General features: G+C 63.1%; 14 protein-coding genes. 9 read left to right on the top strand and 5 right to left on the bottom strand.

Features of this window, described 5'->3' with window-relative positions:
* Positions 1 to 26: 26 nt before the first annotated feature.
* The 4 genes from G3N94_RS30800 to G3N94_RS30785 all read right to left on the bottom strand — a co-directional run bounded on the left by G3N94_RS30800 (position 27) and on the right by G3N94_RS30785 (position 5,083).
* Positions 27 to 1,061 (bottom strand): iron ABC transporter substrate-binding protein, encoded by a 1,035-nt coding sequence (locus G3N94_RS30800; protein WP_205796897.1) that lies wholly within the window; start codon positions 1,059 to 1,061, stop codon positions 27 to 29.
* Positions 1,062 to 1,119: 58 nt separating this feature from the next.
* Entirely contained in the window at positions 1,120 to 2,424 is a 1,305-nt protein-coding gene (gene efeB, locus G3N94_RS30795; RefSeq protein WP_205796895.1) for an iron uptake transporter deferrochelatase/peroxidase subunit, read from the bottom strand.
* Positions 2,425 to 2,435: 11 nt separating this feature from the next.
* On the bottom strand, positions 2,436 to 3,581 hold the full coding sequence (locus G3N94_RS30790) for a hypothetical protein (RefSeq protein ID WP_205796893.1): 1,146 nt from the start codon (positions 3,579 to 3,581) through the stop codon (positions 2,436 to 2,438).
* Positions 3,582 to 3,652: 71 nt separating this feature from the next.
* Positions 3,653 to 5,083: a carbohydrate porin gene (locus G3N94_RS30785; protein WP_241022161.1), complete on the bottom strand. Its 1,431-nt coding sequence runs from the start codon at positions 5,081 to 5,083 to the stop codon at positions 3,653 to 3,655.
* 762 nt (positions 5,084 to 5,845) lie between these two features.
* Here G3N94_RS30785 and G3N94_RS30780 point away from each other — a divergent pair.
* The 8 genes from G3N94_RS30780 to groL all read left to right on the top strand — a co-directional run bounded on the left by G3N94_RS30780 (position 5,846) and on the right by groL (position 17,966).
* Positions 5,846 to 6,790, top strand: a complete 945-nt coding sequence (locus tag G3N94_RS30780) for a methyltransferase domain-containing protein (RefSeq protein ID WP_205796889.1) — start codon at positions 5,846 to 5,848, stop codon at positions 6,788 to 6,790.
* A complete protein-coding gene (locus tag G3N94_RS30775; RefSeq protein ID WP_205796887.1) occupies positions 6,787 to 7,032 on the top strand; it encodes a hypothetical protein in 246 nt (81 codons plus the stop codon). Before G3N94_RS30780 ends, G3N94_RS30775 begins: the two co-directional genes overlap by 4 nt.
* Before the next feature lie 7 nt (positions 7,033 to 7,039).
* Positions 7,040 to 10,861: a glycosyltransferase gene (locus G3N94_RS30770; RefSeq protein WP_205796885.1), complete on the top strand. Its 3,822-nt coding sequence runs from the start codon at positions 7,040 to 7,042 to the stop codon at positions 10,859 to 10,861.
* Positions 10,862 to 11,159: 298 nt separating this feature from the next.
* Positions 11,160 to 13,757, top strand: coding sequence for a glycosyltransferase (locus G3N94_RS30765; RefSeq protein WP_205796882.1), 2,598 nt, complete (start codon positions 11,160 to 11,162; stop codon positions 13,755 to 13,757).
* A gap of 200 nt (positions 13,758 to 13,957) precedes the next feature.
* A complete protein-coding gene (locus G3N94_RS30760) occupies positions 13,958 to 14,230 on the top strand; it encodes a hypothetical protein (protein WP_205796880.1) in 273 nt (90 codons plus the stop codon).
* 8 nt (positions 14,231 to 14,238) lie between these two features.
* A complete protein-coding gene (locus G3N94_RS30755; protein WP_205796877.1) occupies positions 14,239 to 15,321 on the top strand; it encodes a class I SAM-dependent methyltransferase in 1,083 nt (360 codons plus the stop codon).
* Between the two features lie 664 nt (positions 15,322 to 15,985).
* Entirely contained in the window at positions 15,986 to 16,279 is a 294-nt protein-coding gene (gene groES / locus G3N94_RS30750) for a co-chaperone GroES (RefSeq protein WP_004186661.1), read from the top strand.
* A 46-nt stretch (positions 16,280 to 16,325) separates the two neighbouring features.
* Positions 16,326 to 17,966: a chaperonin GroEL gene (groL, locus tag G3N94_RS30745; RefSeq protein WP_205796874.1), complete on the top strand. Its 1,641-nt coding sequence runs from the start codon at positions 16,326 to 16,328 to the stop codon at positions 17,964 to 17,966.
* Between the two features lie 97 nt (positions 17,967 to 18,063).
* On the opposite strand, the gene G3N94_RS30740 is transcribed toward groL, so the two are convergent.
* Positions 18,064 to 18,930: a hydroxymethylpyrimidine/phosphomethylpyrimidine kinase gene (locus tag G3N94_RS30740; protein ID WP_205796871.1), complete on the bottom strand. Its 867-nt coding sequence runs from the start codon at positions 18,928 to 18,930 to the stop codon at positions 18,064 to 18,066.
* Positions 18,931 to 19,148: 218 nt separating this feature from the next.
* Here G3N94_RS30740 and G3N94_RS30735 point away from each other — a divergent pair, with 218 nt between their 5' ends.
* Positions 19,149 to 19,319 carry a rubredoxin gene (locus G3N94_RS30735; RefSeq protein ID WP_004186709.1) on the top strand — a complete coding sequence of 57 codons (171 nt, stop codon included), beginning with the start codon at positions 19,149 to 19,151 and terminating at the stop codon, positions 19,317 to 19,319.
* Positions 19,320 to 19,459: the final 140 nt, after the last annotated feature.

Below are 19,459 nucleotides of genomic sequence, written 5' to 3'. Positions count from 1 at the left end.
GGCGGCGGGAACGGCGTCGTGCATGCTCAGAGCAGGCCGGCCTGACGCAGCAGCTTGCCGGCCTGGCTGTCGTCGCCGAGTTGTTCGAACGACAGCGACGGCGGGCTCAGTTCGCTGAACGGCTTCAGGATCGGATCGGGCGCCACGCCCGGATGCAGCGGATATTCGAAGCTCACATGGCTCGTCGCCATCAGCTTTTGCGCGCGCTCGCTGACGAGATACGCGACGAACTTCTGCGCTTCCGGCTGGTGCTTCGACGCCTTCAGCACCGCGGCGCCCGACACGTTGACGGTGCCGCCGACGTCGCCATGCATGAAGTGGTGGATCGCGCTCTTCGTCGACTTGTCGCCGAGTTCGGCATGCAGACGATCCCAGTAGTAGTTGTTGACGATGCCGGTGACGACGCCGCCGCGGTTGACGGCCGCGGTCACGCCTTCCTCGTCGTCGAAGATCTGCGCGTTGGTCTTCAGGCCCTTCAGCCATTGCAGCGTCGTGGCTTCGCCGTGCAGCGCGAGCACCGCGCTCACGAGCGGCAGGAAATCGGCGTCGCTCGGCGCGATGCCGATCTTGCCCTTCCATTCCGGCTTCGCGAGATCGAGCAGCGACGCAGGCAGTTGCTGCGGCTGCAGCTTCGCGGTGTTGTAGATCATCACGCTTTCGCGCGCGAGCACGCCTTGCCAGTTGCCGTCGGTCGCGTTGAAGCGCGCGGGCACGGCCTTCTGCGTATCGGCGTCGACCTTCGCGAGCAGGCCCTTGTGGTCGAGCAGCACGAGTTCCGGCGAATTCTCGGTGAAGTAGACGTCGGCCGGCGTGCGCTCGCCTTCGGCGACGAGCTGCGCGGCGAGCGCCGGGCCTTCGCCCGAACGCACCTTCACGCTGATGCCGGACTGTGCTTCGAAGTCCTTGACGAGCTGGTTCACGACCTGCTCGTGTTGCGCGTTGTACAGCGTGAGCGTGGCCGCATGCGCGGGTGTCACGTGCAGCACGCTGGCGAGCATGAGCGCGGCGGCGGCCGCGGAGAAGAGGTGTCGCACGGGGCGGCTGATGGGCGAGAGCTTCATGTCGGTAATCGGTGATGGATCCTGAAAGGCCGGCGCACCGGCCTGCATAATCGTCGAACTAGGCGTCGAACAGCGCGGCGCCGATATACGAACCAGGTTGCGCGCCCGGCGGGCACGCGAAGATCGCGCTGCCGACGTGCGTCGTGTACTGGTTCATGATGTCCAGCTTCGAGAGCTTCTCGTTGATCGGGATGAAGCCCTTGCGCGGATCGCGCTGGTGCGCGACGAACATCAGCCCCGCGTCGTACTCGGTCTGTTGGCGCCACGGCGGCCAGCGCTCGATGTAGAAGTTCGTGCTGTCGTTGTACGAATACGCGCGGCGCAGGATCTGCGCGCCGTTGTTCAGCTGCGGCGACGCGAGGCGCGCGTGCGAGTTGTCGGGGATCACGGCGTTGCCGTCCTTGTCGACCGCGTCGAGATCGAGCGGCTCGAACTCGTGCTTCTGGCCGAGCGGCGCGCCGCTGTACTTGTGGCGGCCCACCACCTGTTCCTGGAAGCCGAGCTCCGTGTTGTCCCAGTGCTCGAGCGTGATGCGGATCCGGCGCACGACCGTGTAGGTGCCGCCGTTCATCCACGCGGGGCCTTCGCTGCCGGCCCACACGAATTCGTTCATCGCGGCCGGATCGGACATCGGCGGGTTCATCGTGCCGTCCTTGAAGCCCATCAGGTTGCGCGGCGTCTCGCCGGGCTTGCCCGACGTGAAGCCGGCCTGGCCCCAGCGCATCTGCGTCGCCGTCGCGCCGAGGCGCACGAGCTGGCGCACTGCGTGAAACGCGACCTGCGCGTCGTCCGCGCAGGCCTGGATGAGCAGGTCGCCGCCGGTCTTTTCGGGCAGCAACTGGTCGCCGTTGAAGCGCGGCAGGTCGACGAGCGCGGCGGGGCGGTGCTTCGCGAGGCCGTAGCGGTCCTTGCCGGCGAGCGCGAACATGCCGGGGCCGAAGCCGAACGTGATCGTCAGGCGCGCGGGGCCGAGGCCGAGCGCGTCACCGCCATCGGCCGGCACGACCTCGTCGCCGCCCGTCGTGACGAGCGGCTGCGCGGTGTCGCCGCGCGACATCCGCGCGGCAGCGTCGGTCCAGGTCTTCAGCAGCGCGATCACGTCCGCGCGCTGGACCGTCGTCAGGTCGAGCGCCGCGAAATACGCATGGCGCTGCTGCGGCGTCGTGATGCCGCCCTGGTGCTTGCCGTAGAACGGCTCGACGCCGTCGTGCGCGGACGCGGGTGCGGGTGAGGCGGCGGGCGCATCGGCCGCCTTCGCGGCCGGCCTCGACGCCGCTGCGAGGCCCGCGGCCACCGCGGCGCCGCCGGCCTTCAGGAAGCCGCGTCGCGCGGGACGCGGCGGCTGCTTGGTTTCGTCTGCCATGATCGGTTCCGTTACTTCGCGAGCATCAGCGTGTTGACGTCGTCCGCGACGTAGTAGAAGCCGTCGCCTTCGGGCGTCATCGCGATGCCGAACAGGTTGCCGTTGCCGGGGGGCGTCTGCGCCTTGTCGGTATTGATCCAGCGCGCGTAGAGCTGCTTGCCGCCGACCGGGTCGATTTCGACGACCTGGCCGTTCTGCGCGTTGGTCGCGAGCAGGTGGCCGTTCGGCGCGGTCGCGAGCGCGAGCGGGCGGCGCAGGAAGCCGTCGGCGGTGATCTGGCGGCCGACGCCCGCGCTCGTGTCGCGCGTGAGCGGATCGTCGATCTCGACGATGCGGTTGCCGATCGCGTCCGACACGTACAGTTTCTTCTGGTCGCCGGACAGCGCGAGGCCGGTCGGGCCGACCAGGAACACGCCCTTGTCGGCCTGCGCGCCGAGCCCGCTCGCGACCACTGTTTCCTGCCGGATCACGGGCGGCTTGCCGGCCGGCACGTCGAGGTCGAGACGCAGCACGGTCGCCTGCTTGTAGACGGGCGGGTTGCCGTCCGCGCCGCCGACGCCGAAGCCGGCCATGCTGACGAACAGCGTCGCGCTGTCGCCGCGGTCGACGACGGCCATGTTGCCCCACGGGTCGTTGATGTTCGGGGTCGACCACGTCGACGCGATCTTGCCGTGCGGATCGAGCACGACCAGGCAGCCGGCGCCCTTCGTATTGGTCGTGCCGTCGTTGCTCGGCGTGCTGCCGACGATCACCCAGCCGGACTTCAGCATCGTCATCGCGGTCGACAGGCCGACACCGCCCGGGCACGCCTTCAGGTCGCGCGGAATCGATGCGAACAGGCTCAGCTGCTTCGTCGACGGACGGTAGTCGACGATCGTGCTGCCGGTGCCCTGCAGGTTCGCGGCGTTGTTGAAGTTGTCGACGAGCACGTCGCCTTGCTGGATCGTGCCGGCCGATACGGGCGCGACCGCGATTGCGTACGGGTTCTGGTCGCCGTTGTCGGGGACCGTGTTGACGAGCGTCGCGTGGCGATGCAGCGTCTCGAGGAAGCCTTGCGGCTCGGCGTGCGCGACAGCGGCGGCGACGAGTGCCGCCGTGACCGTCGCGCCCGTCGCGACGCGGCGCAGCGGTGCGGAAAGCGGTGCGAAGTCGATCATGTGAATCTCCTGGGTGGCGCGCCGCCGGGCGGCGCGCGAAAAGCGGTGGGCGTTCGCGCGGCGTGCGGACGTCAGAACGTGATGACCGTGCGCGCGCCGAGCACGAACGTGTTGCGCAGCGGCTGGGTCGGGTCGTTCGGGTTCTGGCCGGCGCCCGCGTTGAACGTGTACTGCGCGTCCGCCGCGATCACCCACCACGGGTTGACCTGGTACTGGTAGGTCGCCTCGACGGTCGTCTCGCGGGTGCGCACGCCGTACGGGCCGCCCGAGAACGCGAGCTGGTCGCGGTCGAGCGAGCTCACGTGGTTGCCGACCTGGATGTAGGTGACGGCAAGGCCGACGCTGTCGTTATCGCGGCCTTCGAACGGCGCCTTCAGCACGACGCCGGCGTTCGCTGCGAAGCTGACGAGGTTGCGGTCGCCGGGCGCGCCCATCACGCGCGCGAACACGCCGAGGCTCTTCGCGCCGTTCGGGTCCGGACGCCAGACCATCTGGTCCGCGACCGCGTAGAAGCTGTAGTTGCCGTGGTGCGGCTGCGCGTCGCCGTTCGCGGTTGAGGCCGGATCGGCGAGCGACAGGCCGTCGGTGCCCGTGCGCTGATCGGCGAAGCGGCCGTTGTGATACCAGACGCCGATCTTGTAGGTGCCGGGCAGCCCGTTCGAATGGCCGGTGTCCATCTCGCCGTCGGACGGCTGGTTCAGCGCGTACTGCAGCTCGCCGATATAGAGTGCGCCGTTGTGCAGGTTGAAGTTCGTGCCGCTCAGGTTGTTCGGGTTGTTGCCGAGCGGATCGCCGTCGAACACGCCCGCGAGCGCGGTGAGCTTCGGCGTGAGCTGCGCGCGCACGCGCACGCCGAGGCCCGCGAGCGGATACGCGGGGCCGCCGTTCGGCAGGTCGTACGACGGCAGCGCGGGCCAGCCGAACATCGTGTTGATGAATGTGTTCGCGTAGGTGCTGACCATGAATTCCTGGTCGAGGCTCTGCTGGCCGATCTTCACGTCGACGCGCTTGTCGAGGAACGACTGCTGGTACCACAGCTCCCAGAGGCGGGTCGTGTCCTGCGCCTCGATGCCGCTCGCGGTGTTCAGCGTGCCGAGGTTGTACTGGCTCAGGTTGCGGCCGTGGATCTGCAGCGCGCTGACGTTGAACGTGCCGCCCGGTAGGCCGATCGCCTTCTGCGTGTCGACCGACAGCGTCGCGGTGGTCAGGCCGTCGTAGGTGCCGCCGCGGTTCAGGCCGCCGCGCAGGTTCGCGAGGTATTCGCTGGTTTCGGTGATCTGCAGCGTCGCGCCGTACTTGCCGAGCCACGGGCGGATGCCGCCCATGTCGCCGAGCAGGGTCTGGCGGGTCCAGACGCCGGTCCACATGTCGGTCGGCTTCGCCTGGATCGCGAGATCGGCCTCAGGGGCCTCCGGCTGCGCGTCGACCGGCGTGTCCGCGAACGCGGCGGCGCTGGCGAGCCACAGCCCGGCGGCGAGGACCGCGCGGGCGGCCGGGCGCATCCGCGGACGGATGCAGTCTCCGATGAACGGCACACACTTCATTTCAACCCTCTGATTCTATTTGTTGCGGAATCCTTGCGAATCGGCGCCTCGACATCGACATCGAGTCGACGGGGCGCGGCGATTGACACGACGGGGCGGATCGTAGGCGCACCAATTGAGAAAGTCAACGTAAACGAGAATGATTCGCATCTGCGTTACAAACTGAAAGGAGATTAATTACGAAGATTGATTTTTTGCTTTGATGTGATCTGAAAATGAAATGATCTGAGTAATTAAAATGAATGAATTGTCAGCCTGGCGGTTGAGCGATGCCGACGGTCGACGTTTCATCCTGACGCAAGCTCGTGCGTCGCGGCACCTGGCCATGCCGTCGCGCGGGCTGGCTGCGATTGGCGCGCGGAGGCCGGCGCAAGCCGCGCCGGCGCGTACTGGCTCGTCTTTCGAGCGTGGGTTCGATGTGTTACTTTACGAGCCGTTACGAGGGCGGAGGCGACGGCAAGGACCGAACAGGGGCGCATGATTGCGACGTCCACAATCTGTCATGTACGCTGCGTCGGCAGGATCCGCTGTTGGTCGCGCGGCTGCGCAAGGGGATGCTCGCTATCGCGGGCGTTGCCCGCGCTTTGCATGAGGTCGCCGCATGGCCCGATACATCGCACGCCGGACGCGTGCTGATATGACCCGTTGCCGGAAAAGGTAATGTCACGGAACCGGACGAGACCGCGTGACGGGCAATTGTTGATGTCAAAGAGCAGACGATTGATAGCGCCACAGCGCATCGTGAAGGTCGATTTGGGTTGTGGCCCCGTGAAGCGCGACGGCTTCATCGGCATCGACCGTTTCGCGATGCGGGGCGTCGACATCGTGTGCGGCCTCGATCGAGGGATTCCATTGTCCGACGACTCGGTCGACTATCTGGTCGCCTCGCATTCGCTTGAGCACGTCCGCGATCTCCCACGCGTCATTCACGAGATGCATCGAATCTGCAAGGACCGCGCGTTGATCACGATCGTCGCGCCGTATGCGGCGACGGGGTTGAATCAGGCCAATCCGTACCATCTCCAGAGGTTCAACGAACACACGGCGCGATTCTTCTCGAATGCCGGCGAGACGGTGCTGCCGCCGGACGACTATGATTTCCCGGGGGCCGGTTACCGGGGCCTCGGCTCGTCCGATCACAGCAACTGGCAGGCCGACCTGCGCCGGCGTCGCGCGCAGGATCTGTCGACGCTGATCGCACCCGCATTCATCCCGTTGAAGACGTACGGAGAGGCACACGATCTCGGCGGCCGCGGGGCCGTCATTCAGGAGAGCGAGCTTTGGCAGGCCGGGCAGGCGTGGATCTACGACGTGCCGGCTGAAGCTGGTACGATCACCGGTTTGCGGCTCGCGATCACGGCGCTGAGCGAGCCGCATGCGCCTACGGCACTTTTCGACTGCGAAGTATGGTCAGAGGATTCGGCTCACGTGCTCGCGAGCAGTCCGGTTGTCGTGTCGAAAGACTGCGGGATTCGACCGGTCGAAGTGACGTTCTCGAATGTCGCGATTCCTGCGGGCCGTATCCGCGTCCGTCTGCAGGCGCTCCCGGGAATCGAAAAATTCGGCATCCGGATGGTCGAATGGCGCAGATTGAACCTGCTCAGACGGGTGCGCAGCGCGCACTTGTATTGCGAGCCTCTTTATTCACGCCAGGGTGTGTCATGAACTTTCATCTGATCGAGGCAGGACGTGAGCATGATTACCCGCGAGGCGTCTTCGGGCGATGTCAGCGGCGCAGAACGGTTGTTCGTGGTTCAAGCTTGCGTCAAACAGGCATTCATCGATTGCTTGAGCGCAATCGGCAGGCGGCACAATGGAGGGTCGGTGCGAATATCGCTGACGCGTTACGCACCGTGATGGCGGGCCAAAAAAAACATAACCGTCTTGTAAGCTTATTTACGATTTGAGATGGCGATGCAGAAAAAAACGATAACGACAATTGTCCCGCTTGTTGGGGATTACGTACTTGTGCAGTCGGCGGTAACCGCCATATGTGCCGATCTTGCCCAGATCGCACGTAGCGACTCCGCTCGCTTCCAGTATATTTTCGTGGGCGACGGCGCCTACTGGATGCAGGTGGTGGATGTCGCCGGGCTTGAAGCATTCCAGGTCGCAAAATTCATCTCTGTCACCGAGAAATCCACGCCGGCAATTCTGTTCAACGTCGGCGCACAAGCGGCACACGGCGACTTCCTGACGTTTCTGTGGCCGGGCGTGGATGTGCGTGCCTGGCATGCGTCGATCTGCGAACTGGCCAAGAGCGTCGACGAGAATACGATCGCATTGGCGGGCCCGCCGACAACGTCGGTGCATGGTCGCGACGAGACGCGCTCATGGCTGGCCGATCCGACCGGTGGAGATCACCGGAACTATCCGCCGGGATGGGTTGAGATGGCCGATTACGTGCCGATGTCGAACTGCCTCGTTCAGAGGAAGGCGTTTCTTGAAAGCGGGGGCTTCTCGACGTCGCCGATTCTGCAGCGCGCGTTCTGGTGGGAGTATTCGCTGCATCTGAGCAGAAACAACATGCTCCGGCGCGCAACGGCCATCCAGCAACCCGAGCCTAAATGGACGTGGTACGAGTATCCATTTTCGGACGACATGCTGATCTCGGGAGACATGGCCGCCCGCCGCGCTATGTTGCAGCGCAACTTGCCGGCCACGTCCTGCCTCGTCGATTGGGACAGCGCCGATGTCACGTCTTTCGCGAGAAACCTGTCGCGCCACGACGCAAGCGTCCTCGCGCGCGCGACTTCCGTCTTCACGCGTTCCGAGATTGCGTTGAAGGAGGCCGATGTTTCCGATGCCAGCTCCGGGGCATTGCGCATTACGGTCCTCGGGGGGCCAGGCGAGCCGGCCCACAACCAGCTGTGTTTCTTCAACTACTTTGCCGGCGATCTGATGTCCGTGCCGGTGACCTGGCGCAGCATCCTGGATACCGCCGCGACGCGGGCAGACGTGTTCGGCAGCGATGTGGTTATCTTCAGCAGAACGAAATCGCGGCAGGCATGCGACCTGATGGATTTCTGCAATCGTGCCGGCATACCCACGGTCTACATGCTTGACGACAACTGGTTTACGGTCGGCAAGGACTGGAAGGAATACGCAGCCGTATTCCATGAAGACGGCGAGATATACAAGACCTTTACCTATTGCCTCCGTCATGCGGACGTCGCGCTCACGTATAACGAGATTCTCGCGGAAGACATGCGAAGCGTCGCGAAGCAGGTGGTCGTGCTTCCGACAAACATCGACCTGACGCATTTCGAGCCGGCACTGGAGAAGGCGAGCGGCCGTCTGACGATCGGCTATGCGGGGTCGCCGCGTCCTGACAATGCGGCGTTCCGCGCGCTGAAGGAACTCAGTGAGGAGCGGGACGATTTCGACATCCTGTACATGGGACACGCGGTGCCGGAATCGCTGTCCACCATTGACAGTGATCGAGTCAAGTTCGAGCCCTACGTCTATGGTTACCGTGCGTATGCTCAGATGTTGTCGCGGCGCGCGCCCGATATTCTCCTGGCTCCGCTTGGCCGCACCCGATTCGAGTCGTCCAAGTGTCCTAACAAATTTCTGGAAATTTCGGCAGTCGGTGCGGCCGGCATATACAGCGACGTAGAGCCTTATGTGTCCGCGGTCGAAGACGGCAAGACCGGCATCCTGGTCGCGGATGCCGCGGACGACTGGAAGCGGGCCATGGTCCGACTGCTCGACGATCACGCGACGCGACGACAGATCAGCGCGGCAGCGCGCGACGTGCTGCATGCGCGCTACGCAACGAACGTGGTTGCGCCGCTGTTTGGCGCCTTCATCAAGCGTATTGCCGAACGCCGCAAGAAATGCGCTGCCGACGTGCGAGTCGCTTTTGTTGCCCATTCACCGTACCCGGCCGGTGCGGAGCGCGCATTGGCCAACTTCCTGGTCAATATTTCACCTTCGATCGACGCGATCGCCATCTTTCCGAAGGCGACGGGGCCGATCAGGGATGAAATAGAAGAGGCAGGGATTCCGGTTATCGACGCCGATTTCCGCCCCTGGGTGCCGGTGCAAGGCAGCGAATCGGAACGGAAGCTGGAAGATGATCACTTGCGGCGCACGACGCAGCGGCTGAGTACATTGTTTCGAGAGCTCGAGCTGGATGCCGTTCTGGTCAACACGAACGTCGTTCCCGCGGCTGTCTTCGCAGGGGCCCAGCGAGAAATTCCGGTCATCCTGCATTCGCATGGCCTGATTAGCGCCAGGCTTTCCCGCATGCTGGATGCCGCTCGATGGGCTGCGATCGACATGCGACAACTCGGTGCCGCCAGCAAGGTCGTCAGCCCCTCGCAGATCACCGCCGATGGCTGCCGGGCGCTATACAACCTCGAACCGGGCAAGGTTACCGTTGTCCCGAACGGCACGCGTTGTGGCGAATGGACGCCGCTCTCGAGCGACGAAAACGTCGTTCGAAAATTCGTCATGCTCTGCACCATGGAGCCGAACAAGAATATCCCGATGTTCATCGAGGCTGCATCGATATATATGTCGTTTGCGCCGGGTGACACGGAATTCCACATCTACGGCGTCGGCGGCCATGAGTACGTATCGCACCTGCATGATCTGGTGTGGCATGCCAACCTCACGTCCGTATTTCATTTTCATCCGAAGGAACGCGACGTCGACAGAATCTACGACGATGCATTGGCCGTGGTCGTGACAAGCCACCTCGAATCGTTTTCGTTCGTGACAATCGAGGGCATGAGCCGCGGGCGGCCGGTCATTTCCACGAAGTGCGGCGGGCCGGAGGGCATCATCGTCGATGGATTCAACGGTTACCTGATCGAGCAAAACGATGCGGCCGCCCTAGCCGAGCGGATGCGTCGTTTGGCAGCGGACATCGGCGGCGCGGCCGAGATGGGAAGAAATGCACGCATTTCGATCGAAAATAATTTCGAGATCGTTCGCATCTCGGAACAATATTCGAACGTAATAAGGGAGGTGGCGCTGGCGGGCGACAGGGACGTGCTGCGCCAACGACGTCTGTTTCATTCGCAGGAGCTGTCGCTGGATTTTCAGCCGGGCCAGACTCAGCGCCATGTTCCGCACGCGGGCGGGATGCCGGCAGAGATGCAATCGATCGAGGCCTTGCCGGATATTTCATATACGGGCGACGATACGCTGGAGTATTCGTATACGAGGCAGTTCTCCGGGCACCGGATTGTCTCGCTTCGGCATGCGAGCGTGCTGGCTGCTCATTCGCGCGGCTTGATGCCGCGTGTCAAGAGAAGGTTTGTGCTGGGCCGAAATATCTGGCCCATGATCAATCCGGTATTTTCGGAAATCAAATCGTATTGCCAGCACCGGCAATGGAATTTTTCGAGAAAACTGAGGCTTGGTGAGAACCTGACCGAAGTTCCGTTTGTCGAGTATCTGGTCGACATCAACGGGGCTCCATTCGAAAAAATTGAATTCGCGATCGAACTGGCGTCGGTTGGCATGAATGGGGCAATTGGTCTGGAGCTTGTCGACGAGAGCGGCAAAATCGTTGCCAATGTCGTTCGGGCGCTGAAGGAGATTGACCCATTCCGCCCCGTTCGCCTCGTGGTAGGGGGCATCGGCGGGCTCCAGTCAGGAAGGTTCCTGATGAGATTTTTTGTAAGGGACGCGGAAGGGCCGGTCTGGATTTACGAGCTGAGCAGGCGTAGGCGGATGGGCCTGTCGAGGCCGGACAGGCTTCCTTTCATCAACGTTTCCTGATTTTTTCGGGTGCCGGCAATTTCTGCTGACGATGTCGTTTCGTCGCCGCTTCGTGATATTGCCGGCAATACGAGCGCGCTTGCAGCGCGTGATGGCGCGCCGCAGCGACCGGGATGGCGATCGCACGGGTTGCGTCACTCCGAGGTTCGTCGGGTTGGCGCCGGTGCTCTCCCGGAAGGCGTCGGTAACCGGTTCGCAAGTGTCGGTGCAACGTCGCAGCCCTCGTCGCGGACGGCTCGGAAAGCTTCGTTTGTTATACTCCGGCGCACCTTCTGAACACCGACCCTGAGAGATTCGCATGCTGGTGAAAGACCTTGTTCGTGACACGATCTGGACTCCTGGAGCGGACTACGATCCATCGCACAAGCCCCGGATTTCCGTGTTGCTGCCAGCGTTCCGGCGCGCGAAGAGCGGCATGTTCCGACGTTGCGTCGAGTCGATTCTGTCCCAGACCCTGAAGGACATCGAATTAATCATCATCGATGACGCGAGCACCGACGGCACCGCCGATCAAGTGAAGGAATTCCTGCAAAAGGATGGCCGTGTCAGCTCGTTGCGGCACCCGAAAAACATCGGGTTGCCGGCCATCTCCGAGTACGAGGGATACCTGAAGGCGCGCTCGGATCGCCTGGCCTTCGCGTTCGACGACACGATGTTCAACAAGGATGCGCTCGAGAAGCTGCTGCGCGAATCCGAGAAGGCGCCGCACGCGATGATCTACGGCCACGTCGAGATGTCGCTGCGCAACGAGGCAACGGGTGAAGTACTGACGACTCGTCTCGGCGCGCAGCGCTCGCAAGGCACGCTGCGCATCGAGAACTTCATTCCCAACAACGGGGTGCTGCTGACGAAGGAAATCATCGAGGACGTCGGCTTCTACGATCCGCACGTGCTCATCGCGCGCTTGTGCGACTGGGATCTCTGGCGTCGCGTTGCGGAGCGATACGAGGTCAAGGCGGTCGACGTGTCGGTCGGCATCGAGGACGGTCCGATCACGAACGACAGCCTCGGGCACACCTATACGCTCGACAGCTGGGCGGTCAACGAGTGGATGCACACGCCGCGCGATGAACGGCTGCTTCCGGCGAACTTCGGCGACTACGACGTCCTCGAACCCGACCCGGTGCATGGTGCCAGCACGCAATCCGTGGCTCGGTCGCTCGCGGTCAAGCACGCGAACGGTCGCGGCTGGCCCGTCGCGCCCTGGAGCGACGCGCAGCGCGGCGACGGCTACATCCTCGTCGTCAATCTGCACTACGACGCGTCGACGTACCTGTACTTCAACGCGCTGCCGCCGGAAGTCGCCAAGCGCGTCCGCATCATTTCGCCGAGCACGGGCTACGGCGTCGAGGAACTCGCGCGCGCCAGCTGCGTGATTTTCGTCCGGCACATCGCCTATTTCGGCGCATGGATCGATGCGGCGCGCGCCATGAAAGTGCCGTCGTACTACTTCCTGGACGACAATCTTCCGCTGCTTGCCGAGGCGGGCGAGCTCTCGCATGGCAACGAGGACTATCGCCTCGACCAATACCGGAAGGATCTGTCCCTGTTCGACGGGATCCTGTTGTCCAGCACGAAGCTCGTCGAATACTTCGAGGAGCAACTGCTGCATGACCGGCTGTATCGCTTCCCCGTGTCCTTCTACGATCAGCGCGCGCTGCCGGTCGATTACAGCAACGAGAAGGCCGATGGCGAGCTCGTGATCGCCTGCGCGACCGGCTCGCACCGTGCCAAGGGACTTTGGGAAGTCGTTTTCCCGGCGCTTCGAAAGCTGGCGAACGAAGGTCGGAGCATTCACCTCGTCGCGCCGGAGCCGGGCGAGGACGAATACAGGAAGCTGCTCGACGACCTTCCAGCTTCCTTGCGCGTGACCTTGCTGCCGTTCGAGACTGACTACCATTACGCGATGCGCCGCTTCGCGCGGTACTCGCCGGACCTGCTGCTGCATGCGCCGAGCTCGACGATCAACAACGCCTACAAGACGCTGCACCCGCTCTTGTCCGCGCTGATCATGAACGCGGTCCCCGTGCTGCCCGATACGCAACCGTACGACCAGATCGTCGAATGCGGGAATGCGGTGTTCGTGCACGACTCCGGCAAGTCGGCGTCGTGGTATCACGCGCTCGTCGGTGCCGTGGATGATCGCGCCGGCCTCCAGCGGATCGGCGAGAACAACGCGGCGTACTGTGCGGCTCATTTCTCCGGCAAGGAAAACGCGGCCGTCCTTCAGGCCATTCTCGAGAAGCACGGCAGTGAAGTGCCGTGGGAAATCCAGGCCGATCGCCTGCACAAGCTGGCGTCCTGGTCCCGGCAGCGAACGGGTGTGGCCGGAGGAGACGTGTCGTTTACACCCGCCATCGAGCAGGCGTGCGAACTGGCCACTTTCCGGCGGATCCGCCGCTACTCGTGGCGTCACCGGATCTTCGCGGCACCGGGCAACCTGTGGAGCATGATCTCCCCGCAGTTCGCGCGCCTGAAGGCGTTCAGCGAACAGCAGGGCTGGCGGCGGAGCGGCTCTTCGCTCGAATTGAGCGATTCGCTTCACGACACGCCGTTCCACGAATACCGCGTCACGCTCCCGTCCGGCAAGTTGTCGGCACTGTGCTTCGCGCTGACGGTCGATTTCGTCAAGCAGGGCCAGTTCGGTGTCGAGCTTGTTTCGCCGGAGAACTACATCAGGGGCCACATCGTCGTCGACCTTCAGAAGCTGGATCTGACGAAGCCGGTGCGACTCGATTTCGAAAGCATCGAGATCAAGCCGGGCGAGACCTGGGGCGTGCGCGTGTTCGCAAAATCGAAGACGCCGGTGTACGTCTACGAGTTCGTCAACCGGAAGTGGTTCGGGCTGAAATTCGACGCACCCACGCCATTCATGGAAATGGTCATGTCCAGGTAGGGGAAAAAGCCAGGGCGGCAACCGGCCGCCCGTGGATTGCATGCGTCCGCCGCAGCGTCGGCGTCGATTCGCCGCTTGAACTTGCGACGGCGCAGACGTGGCTACTCGAGGGTTCTTCACGCTCATCCGTGAAGAACCTTTTTTTATTGGTGCATCGATCATGCGCATGGCGGAATGGGCGCCGCATGACGTGCGGTGCAATGAAATTTGCCAATGCGTCCGACTATCGGCGACACGCGAATCAGGAGTCGCCGATTTTCATGGCGCGTTATATTGCCGGGGATTGTCGGGGATTTCATATTTGGCGATTAACATGGATTTTGCGGCCTGCGGCCTGCGGCCTGCGTCATGCGGACGGTTTATTGAAAGGGGTGCCGTCGCCGGGCCTGCATGAGAGCCACAAACTCGAACACGTGGTCGAGACGGACGGGCGATTCGGTGCCTTCAAGCATGATGTGGATGCGCCTGTCTGAAAGTACGAATGCGTCACATACCGCTAGGCGGACCTGAAGTCATCTGCGAGAGCGCCAATTCCGGCGTTTCTCCAGGCACGAGTCTCAAGGCCAAAAAGAGGGCTGTCGACATGAGCAATTTGGAAGGGATCTTCCGCGGAGCGCTGGTTGAGCGGTTCGGCGTGCTGACACCGGGCTACGACAGCGGTTTCGTCGATTCGTATATGACGGAACAGTTCAAGAGCCGGGCGCAGGAGTACGTCAGGACGCATTACAACTCGGATCACTGCGACGGTGTCATCCAGCAGGCCTTGAACGCGGTGAACGTCCGCGAGCCTTGCGGCGCGGACGATTTCGTCATTCTCGATGTCGGCTCCGGAGCGGGCGGATCGGTGTTTTCACTGATCCGGATCTTTGGCCATTTGTCGAACGTCCGCATCATCTGCTCAGATCTTTCGATGGAGATGCTTGCCTTGTTGAGGCAGGGCCTGGTCGACATCAACTGCAAGTGCAAGGTCGACGTGCTGCAACTGAACGCCGAGCAACTCGACTTCCATGACTCGTCGGTCGACCTCGTGGTGGGCTATGCGATCGCGCATCACCTGTATCGCCCCGACCTGATGTTCAGGCACGTCGCCCGCGTGCTGAAGCCGGGTGGCCATGCGATCTTCATGGAACCCTTCGAGAACGGCAACGTGATCCTGTCTGCGGCGATGGGCATCATTCTGGCCGATAGCCGAAGCCAGCAAATCGCCGATGGCGTCCGCGAGTTCATGCGCAATATCGTCCACGACAGAAAGTCGCGCATCGGGCGCGACAAGAACGCGGAATACTTCAAGCATCTCGACGACAAGTGGATGTTCACGCGTGCCTATCTGCTCGAAAGCTTTGCGGCCGACCTGGGGCCGTTGGAGATCCGGTCTCTGCATAGTCCGGAGAAGCTGTTCGAAAACCAGATGGCCATGTTGCTGTCGCTTGGCCTGTCGCTGGACAAGGGCGCGCTGCCGGAGTGGGCATGGAACATCATTCGCATGCTCGACGAGTCGATGTCCGACGATTGCAAGGAGGACTCGCTCATCGAAGGCATGGTGCTGTTCACGAAATCGGCCTAGCGTCGGTTGTCAGAAGCCGAAGCTGACCTGCGACAGGCCGTCGATGGATGCCATGCATCCGCCCATCGCCGGCTCCGGTCCGCCCTTCGAACCGGCGATCGCGCAGACACGGCTTCCTGTCGGTTCTTCGCCCAGCCATGAAGAACCTTTCTCACTGCACCGCCGCCTCGCAACGGGGCGGTGTGCCGCCGTCGGTCCGCGAAACCGCTTCGCGGACCGTGCCGCGCGCGTCGATGCCGGCGGCGTGCACCTGAAATGGGATGGAACCCCGTGCGCGACACGAACCGTCCTCCGCCGACGCGCGACGATCGCGCGATTCCCGAAATTTTCCACCCGAATGCGCGATTTCCCTAGGTGGAACCCGGCGCCCGTTTTTCTGTCTTTCGTTATCCCGTCGTGGCGGGCCGCGGCCTGTCCATGCTTCGGTGGATTTTTATAAGCTATTGATTTTGCACTGAAAATTTTGCCTGCACCTGCCGCCCGTCCGGGCGAACTCGCGCCGGACGTCCCGTGATATCGGCGTCGCCGGCCCCTTCTTGAATTTGTCAAAACGCGTCCATATAATTAGCACTCGCTGCACGAGAGTGCTAACAATTCTCTGCCGGGCGAACCGCCGGGCAGATTCCCAAAGTGTTCTTCAATCTCAGTCAAGAGAGGAGTGGATATGAACCTTCGTCCTTTGCACGATCGCGTGATCGTCAAGCGCCTGGATCAGGAAACCAAGACGGCATCGGGCATCGTGATCCCCGACGCAGCCGCTGAGAAGCCGGATCAAGGCGAAGTCCTGGCCATCGGCCCGGGCAAGCGCGACGACAAGGGCGCGCCGATCGCGCTCGACGTGAAGGTCGGCGATCGCGTGCTGTTCGGCAAGTACGCTGGCCAGACCGTCAAGGTCGACGGCCAGGAACTGCTGGTGATGCGCGAAGAAGACATCATGGCCGTGGTCAACGCCAAGTAAGCGTCCCATAACGGTACATATTCCCAAGAATCCAAGGAGTTAGAAGATGGCAGCTAAAGACGTCGTATTCGGCGATTCCGCCCGCGCGAAGATGGTCGAAGGCGTGAACATTCTCGCCAACGCAGTGAAGGTCACGCTGGGTCCGAAGGGCCGCAACGTCGTGCTCGAGCGCAGCTTCGGCGGCCCGACGGTCACCAAGGACGGTGTGTCGGTCGCGAAGGAAATCGAGCTGAAGGACAAGCTCCAGAACATGGGCGCGCAAATGGTCAAGGAAGTCGCTTCCAAGACCAGCGACAACGCAGGCGACGGCACGACGACGGCAACCGTCCTCGCGCAATCGATCGTCCGCGAAGGCATGAAGTACGTCGCATCGGGCATGAACCCGATGGACCTGAAGCGCGGCATCGACAAGGCAGTCGCAGCGGCTGTCGAAGAGCTGAAGAAGATCAGCAAGCCGTGCACGACGAACAAGGAAATCGCTCAAGTCGGTTCGATCTCGGCGAACAGCGACACGTCGATCGGCGATCGCATCGCTGAAGCGATGGACAAGGTCGGCAAGGAAGGCGTGATCACCGTCGAAGACGGCAAGTCGCTGGCCGACGAGCTGGACGTCGTCGAAGGCATGCAATTCGACCGCGGCTACCTGTCGCCGTACTTCATCAACAACCCGGACAAGCAAGTCGCCGTCCTCGACAACCCGTTCGTGCTGCTGCACGACAAGAAGGTGTCGAACATCCGCGATCTGCTGCCGGTGCTCGAGCAAGTCGCAAAGGCTGGCCGTCCGCTGCTGATCATCGCTGAAGACGTCGAAGGCGAAGCGCTCGCAACGCTGGTCGTCAACAACATCCGCGGCATCCTGAAGACCGTTGCGGTCAAGGCGCCGGGCTTCGGCGATCGTCGCAAGGCGATGCTGGAAGACATCGCGATCCTGACCGGCGGTCAGGTCGTCGCGGAAGAAACCGGCCTGACGCTCGAGAAGGCAACGCTGGCCGAACTGGGCCAGGCGAAGCGCATCGAAGTGGGCAAGGAAAACACGACGATCATCGACGGCGCAGGCGAAGCCGTGAACATCGAAGCGCGCGTGAAGCAAGTGCGCACGCAGATCGAAGAAGCGACGTCGGACTACGACCGTGAAAAGCTGCAAGAGCGCGTGGCCAAGCTGGCCGGCGGTGTGGCAGTGATCAAGGTCGGCGCTGCGACCGAAGTCGAAATGAAGGAAAAGAAGGCACGTGTCGAAGACGCACTGCACGCAACGCGCGCGGCTGTGGAAGAAGGCATCGTGGCTGGCGGCGGCGTCGCGCTGATCCGCGCTCGCACCGCGATCGCAGGCCTGACCGGCGTCAACGCCGACCAGAACGCCGGCATCAAGATCGTGCTGCGCGCAATGGAAGAGCCGCTGCGCCAGATCGTCACGAACGGCGGCGAAGAAGCGAGCGTCGTGGTGGCGGCAGTTGCTGCAGGCCAGGGCAACTACGGCTACAACGCAGCGACGGGCGAGTACGTCGACATGGTCGAGGCTGGTGTTGTCGACCCGACCAAGGTCACGCGCACCGCACTGCAGAACGCAGCTTCGGTCGCAGGCCTGCTGCTGACGACGGACGCAGCTGTCGCAGAACTGCCGAAGGAAGACGCTCCGATGGCGGGCGGCATGCCGGGCGGCATGGGCGGCATGGGCATGGACATGTAATCGACTTCGGTCGATGGTGTCCGGAACGCGCGGCGACGCGCGTTCCAGCCAAAAAAAGACCCGCAGCGATGCGGGTCTTTTTTTATTTCTTCATTTCTCAATGCCGGTGCGACGTCCTCGGCAGCAGGTCCGGCGTTGCGGCAGGCGGCGACGCGTCGTCGTCGTTGCTGCGCGCCCAGAAGAAGCGATCCGGCAGGTAAGCGCCCATGCCCGGCCGGAACGCGTCGCGCACGGCCTGGAACAGGTATTCCTGCGCCTCGCGCACCGCTTCGGGCGGCTCCTGCCCGTTCGCGAGCAGCGCGGCGATCGCCGCACCGAGCGTATCGGTGAGGCCCATCAGCCGATGCGGCGGGCGGTCCCACATGTCCTCGCGAATCTGGCCTTCCTCGCCGTACAGCGTATTGACGAGGCGGTGCGAACCGGCTTCGGACGCGAGGATGTATTCGCAGCCCTGCGACAGCAGATGCGACAGCGCGGCGTCGAGGTTCGGCGCTTCCGCGTCGCCGTCCGGTTGCGCGAGCGCGATCAGCGTCGCGTAGTCGGCGACGAGCAGCGTCGTCTGCGGGGCGAGCAGGTCGGCGATCGATTCGCGCAGGTCGTCGGCGGCCAGCACGTGCTCGTCGTCGAGCGTGAAGTCCGGCGCGAGCACGAGCGGCACGCCATCGTAGTCGGCGACCACCTCGGCGATCGCGCTCACGACTTCCGCGCGGGTAGCCGCGCCGATCTTGAATGCGGCGACCGGCATGTCCTCGAGCAGCATGCGCGCCTGCGCGGCGACGACGTCGGGATCGAGGCCCGTGACTTCGTCGCAGGCAGCCGAGTCGCGCACGGTGTAGCCCGTCAGGACGGACACGCCGTGACAGCCCATGCTCGCCAGGGTCATCAGATCGGCTTGGAGGCCGGAGCCACCGGTGGGATCGGACAGGCCGAAGGTAAGGACGATCGGAGGGGCGTTGCTGGACATGGACAAATGGGGCAAGAAGAAACGTTCAAGCGGAGCGGGCTGCACCATTGGTGTGCGCCCGTTGCAGTCATTATGCGGCGGAAAGCCGGCACGCAGAACGGATTTTTTAGCGCGGCGCAACGAAGGCGTTCGACTAGAGCGCGATTGCTAGGCAGTCCGGCCCCGACACGGTACCATCATGGCTCCCGAATTTACCGACTTTCCCTACGCGGCTTAAGATGGAATACAAGAGCTGGATGTGCCTGATTTGTGGCTGGATTTATGACGAAGAAGCCGGGCTGCCGGAAGAGGGCATTGCCCCGGGCACGCGCTGGGAAGACGTCCCGATCAACTGGACCTGCCCGGAATGCGGCGCGCGCAAGGAAGACTTCGAGATGGTCCAGATCTGACCACCAACGCTTTAGGGACATTCCGCTCCGGCCTCGCGTATCGCTCGCACCCGCACCTGCGGATCATGCGGGCGGCTTATGCGAGTGACCAGGTCATGACCGGCGCGAGTGTCCATGATGTCCGATACGGCGACAATTCG

Origin of the sequence: Burkholderia sp. Ac-20353, assembly GCF_017104785.1 — a bacterium.
In the GTDB taxonomy this organism is placed as follows: Bacteria; Pseudomonadota; Gammaproteobacteria; order Burkholderiales; family Burkholderiaceae; genus Burkholderia.
The sequence above is the reverse complement of the archived record's forward strand: the minus strand, read 5'-3'. Positions and strand labels throughout refer to the sequence as shown.

What these genes read in the sequence shown, in the direction of transcription:
- G3N94_RS30800 (WP_205796897.1), bottom strand. Translation starts at nt 1,061, where the DNA reads ATGAAGCTCTCGCCCATCAGCCGCCCCGTGCGACACCTCTTCTCCGCG.
- efeB (WP_205796895.1), bottom strand. Translation starts at nt 2,424, where the DNA reads ATGGCAGACGAAACCAAGCAGCCGCCGCGTCCCGCGCGACGCGGCTTC.
- G3N94_RS30790 (WP_205796893.1), bottom strand. Translation starts at nt 3,581, where the DNA reads ATGATCGACTTCGCACCGCTTTCCGCACCGCTGCGCCGCGTCGCGACG.
- G3N94_RS30785 (WP_241022161.1), bottom strand. Translation starts at nt 5,083, where the DNA reads ATGCGCCCGGCCGCCCGCGCGGTCCTCGCCGCCGGGCTGTGGCTCGCC.
- G3N94_RS30775 (WP_205796887.1), top strand. Translation starts at nt 6,787, where the DNA reads ATGAACTTTCATCTGATCGAGGCAGGACGTGAGCATGATTACCCGCGA.
- G3N94_RS30770 (WP_205796885.1), top strand. Translation starts at nt 7,040, where the DNA reads ATGCAGAAAAAAACGATAACGACAATTGTCCCGCTTGTTGGGGATTAC.
- G3N94_RS30765 (WP_205796882.1), top strand. Translation starts at nt 11,160, where the DNA reads ATGCTGGTGAAAGACCTTGTTCGTGACACGATCTGGACTCCTGGAGCG.
- G3N94_RS30760 (WP_205796880.1), top strand. Translation starts at nt 13,958, where the DNA reads ATGAAATTTGCCAATGCGTCCGACTATCGGCGACACGCGAATCAGGAG.
- G3N94_RS30755 (WP_205796877.1), top strand. Translation starts at nt 14,239, where the DNA reads ATGCGTCACATACCGCTAGGCGGACCTGAAGTCATCTGCGAGAGCGCC.
- groES (WP_004186661.1), top strand. Translation starts at nt 15,986, where the DNA reads ATGAACCTTCGTCCTTTGCACGATCGCGTGATCGTCAAGCGCCTGGAT.
- groL (WP_205796874.1), top strand. Translation starts at nt 16,326, where the DNA reads ATGGCAGCTAAAGACGTCGTATTCGGCGATTCCGCCCGCGCGAAGATG.
- G3N94_RS30740 (WP_205796871.1), bottom strand. Translation starts at nt 18,930, where the DNA reads ATGTCCAGCAACGCCCCTCCGATCGTCCTTACCTTCGGCCTGTCCGAT.
- G3N94_RS30735 (WP_004186709.1), top strand. Translation starts at nt 19,149, where the DNA reads ATGGAATACAAGAGCTGGATGTGCCTGATTTGTGGCTGGATTTATGAC.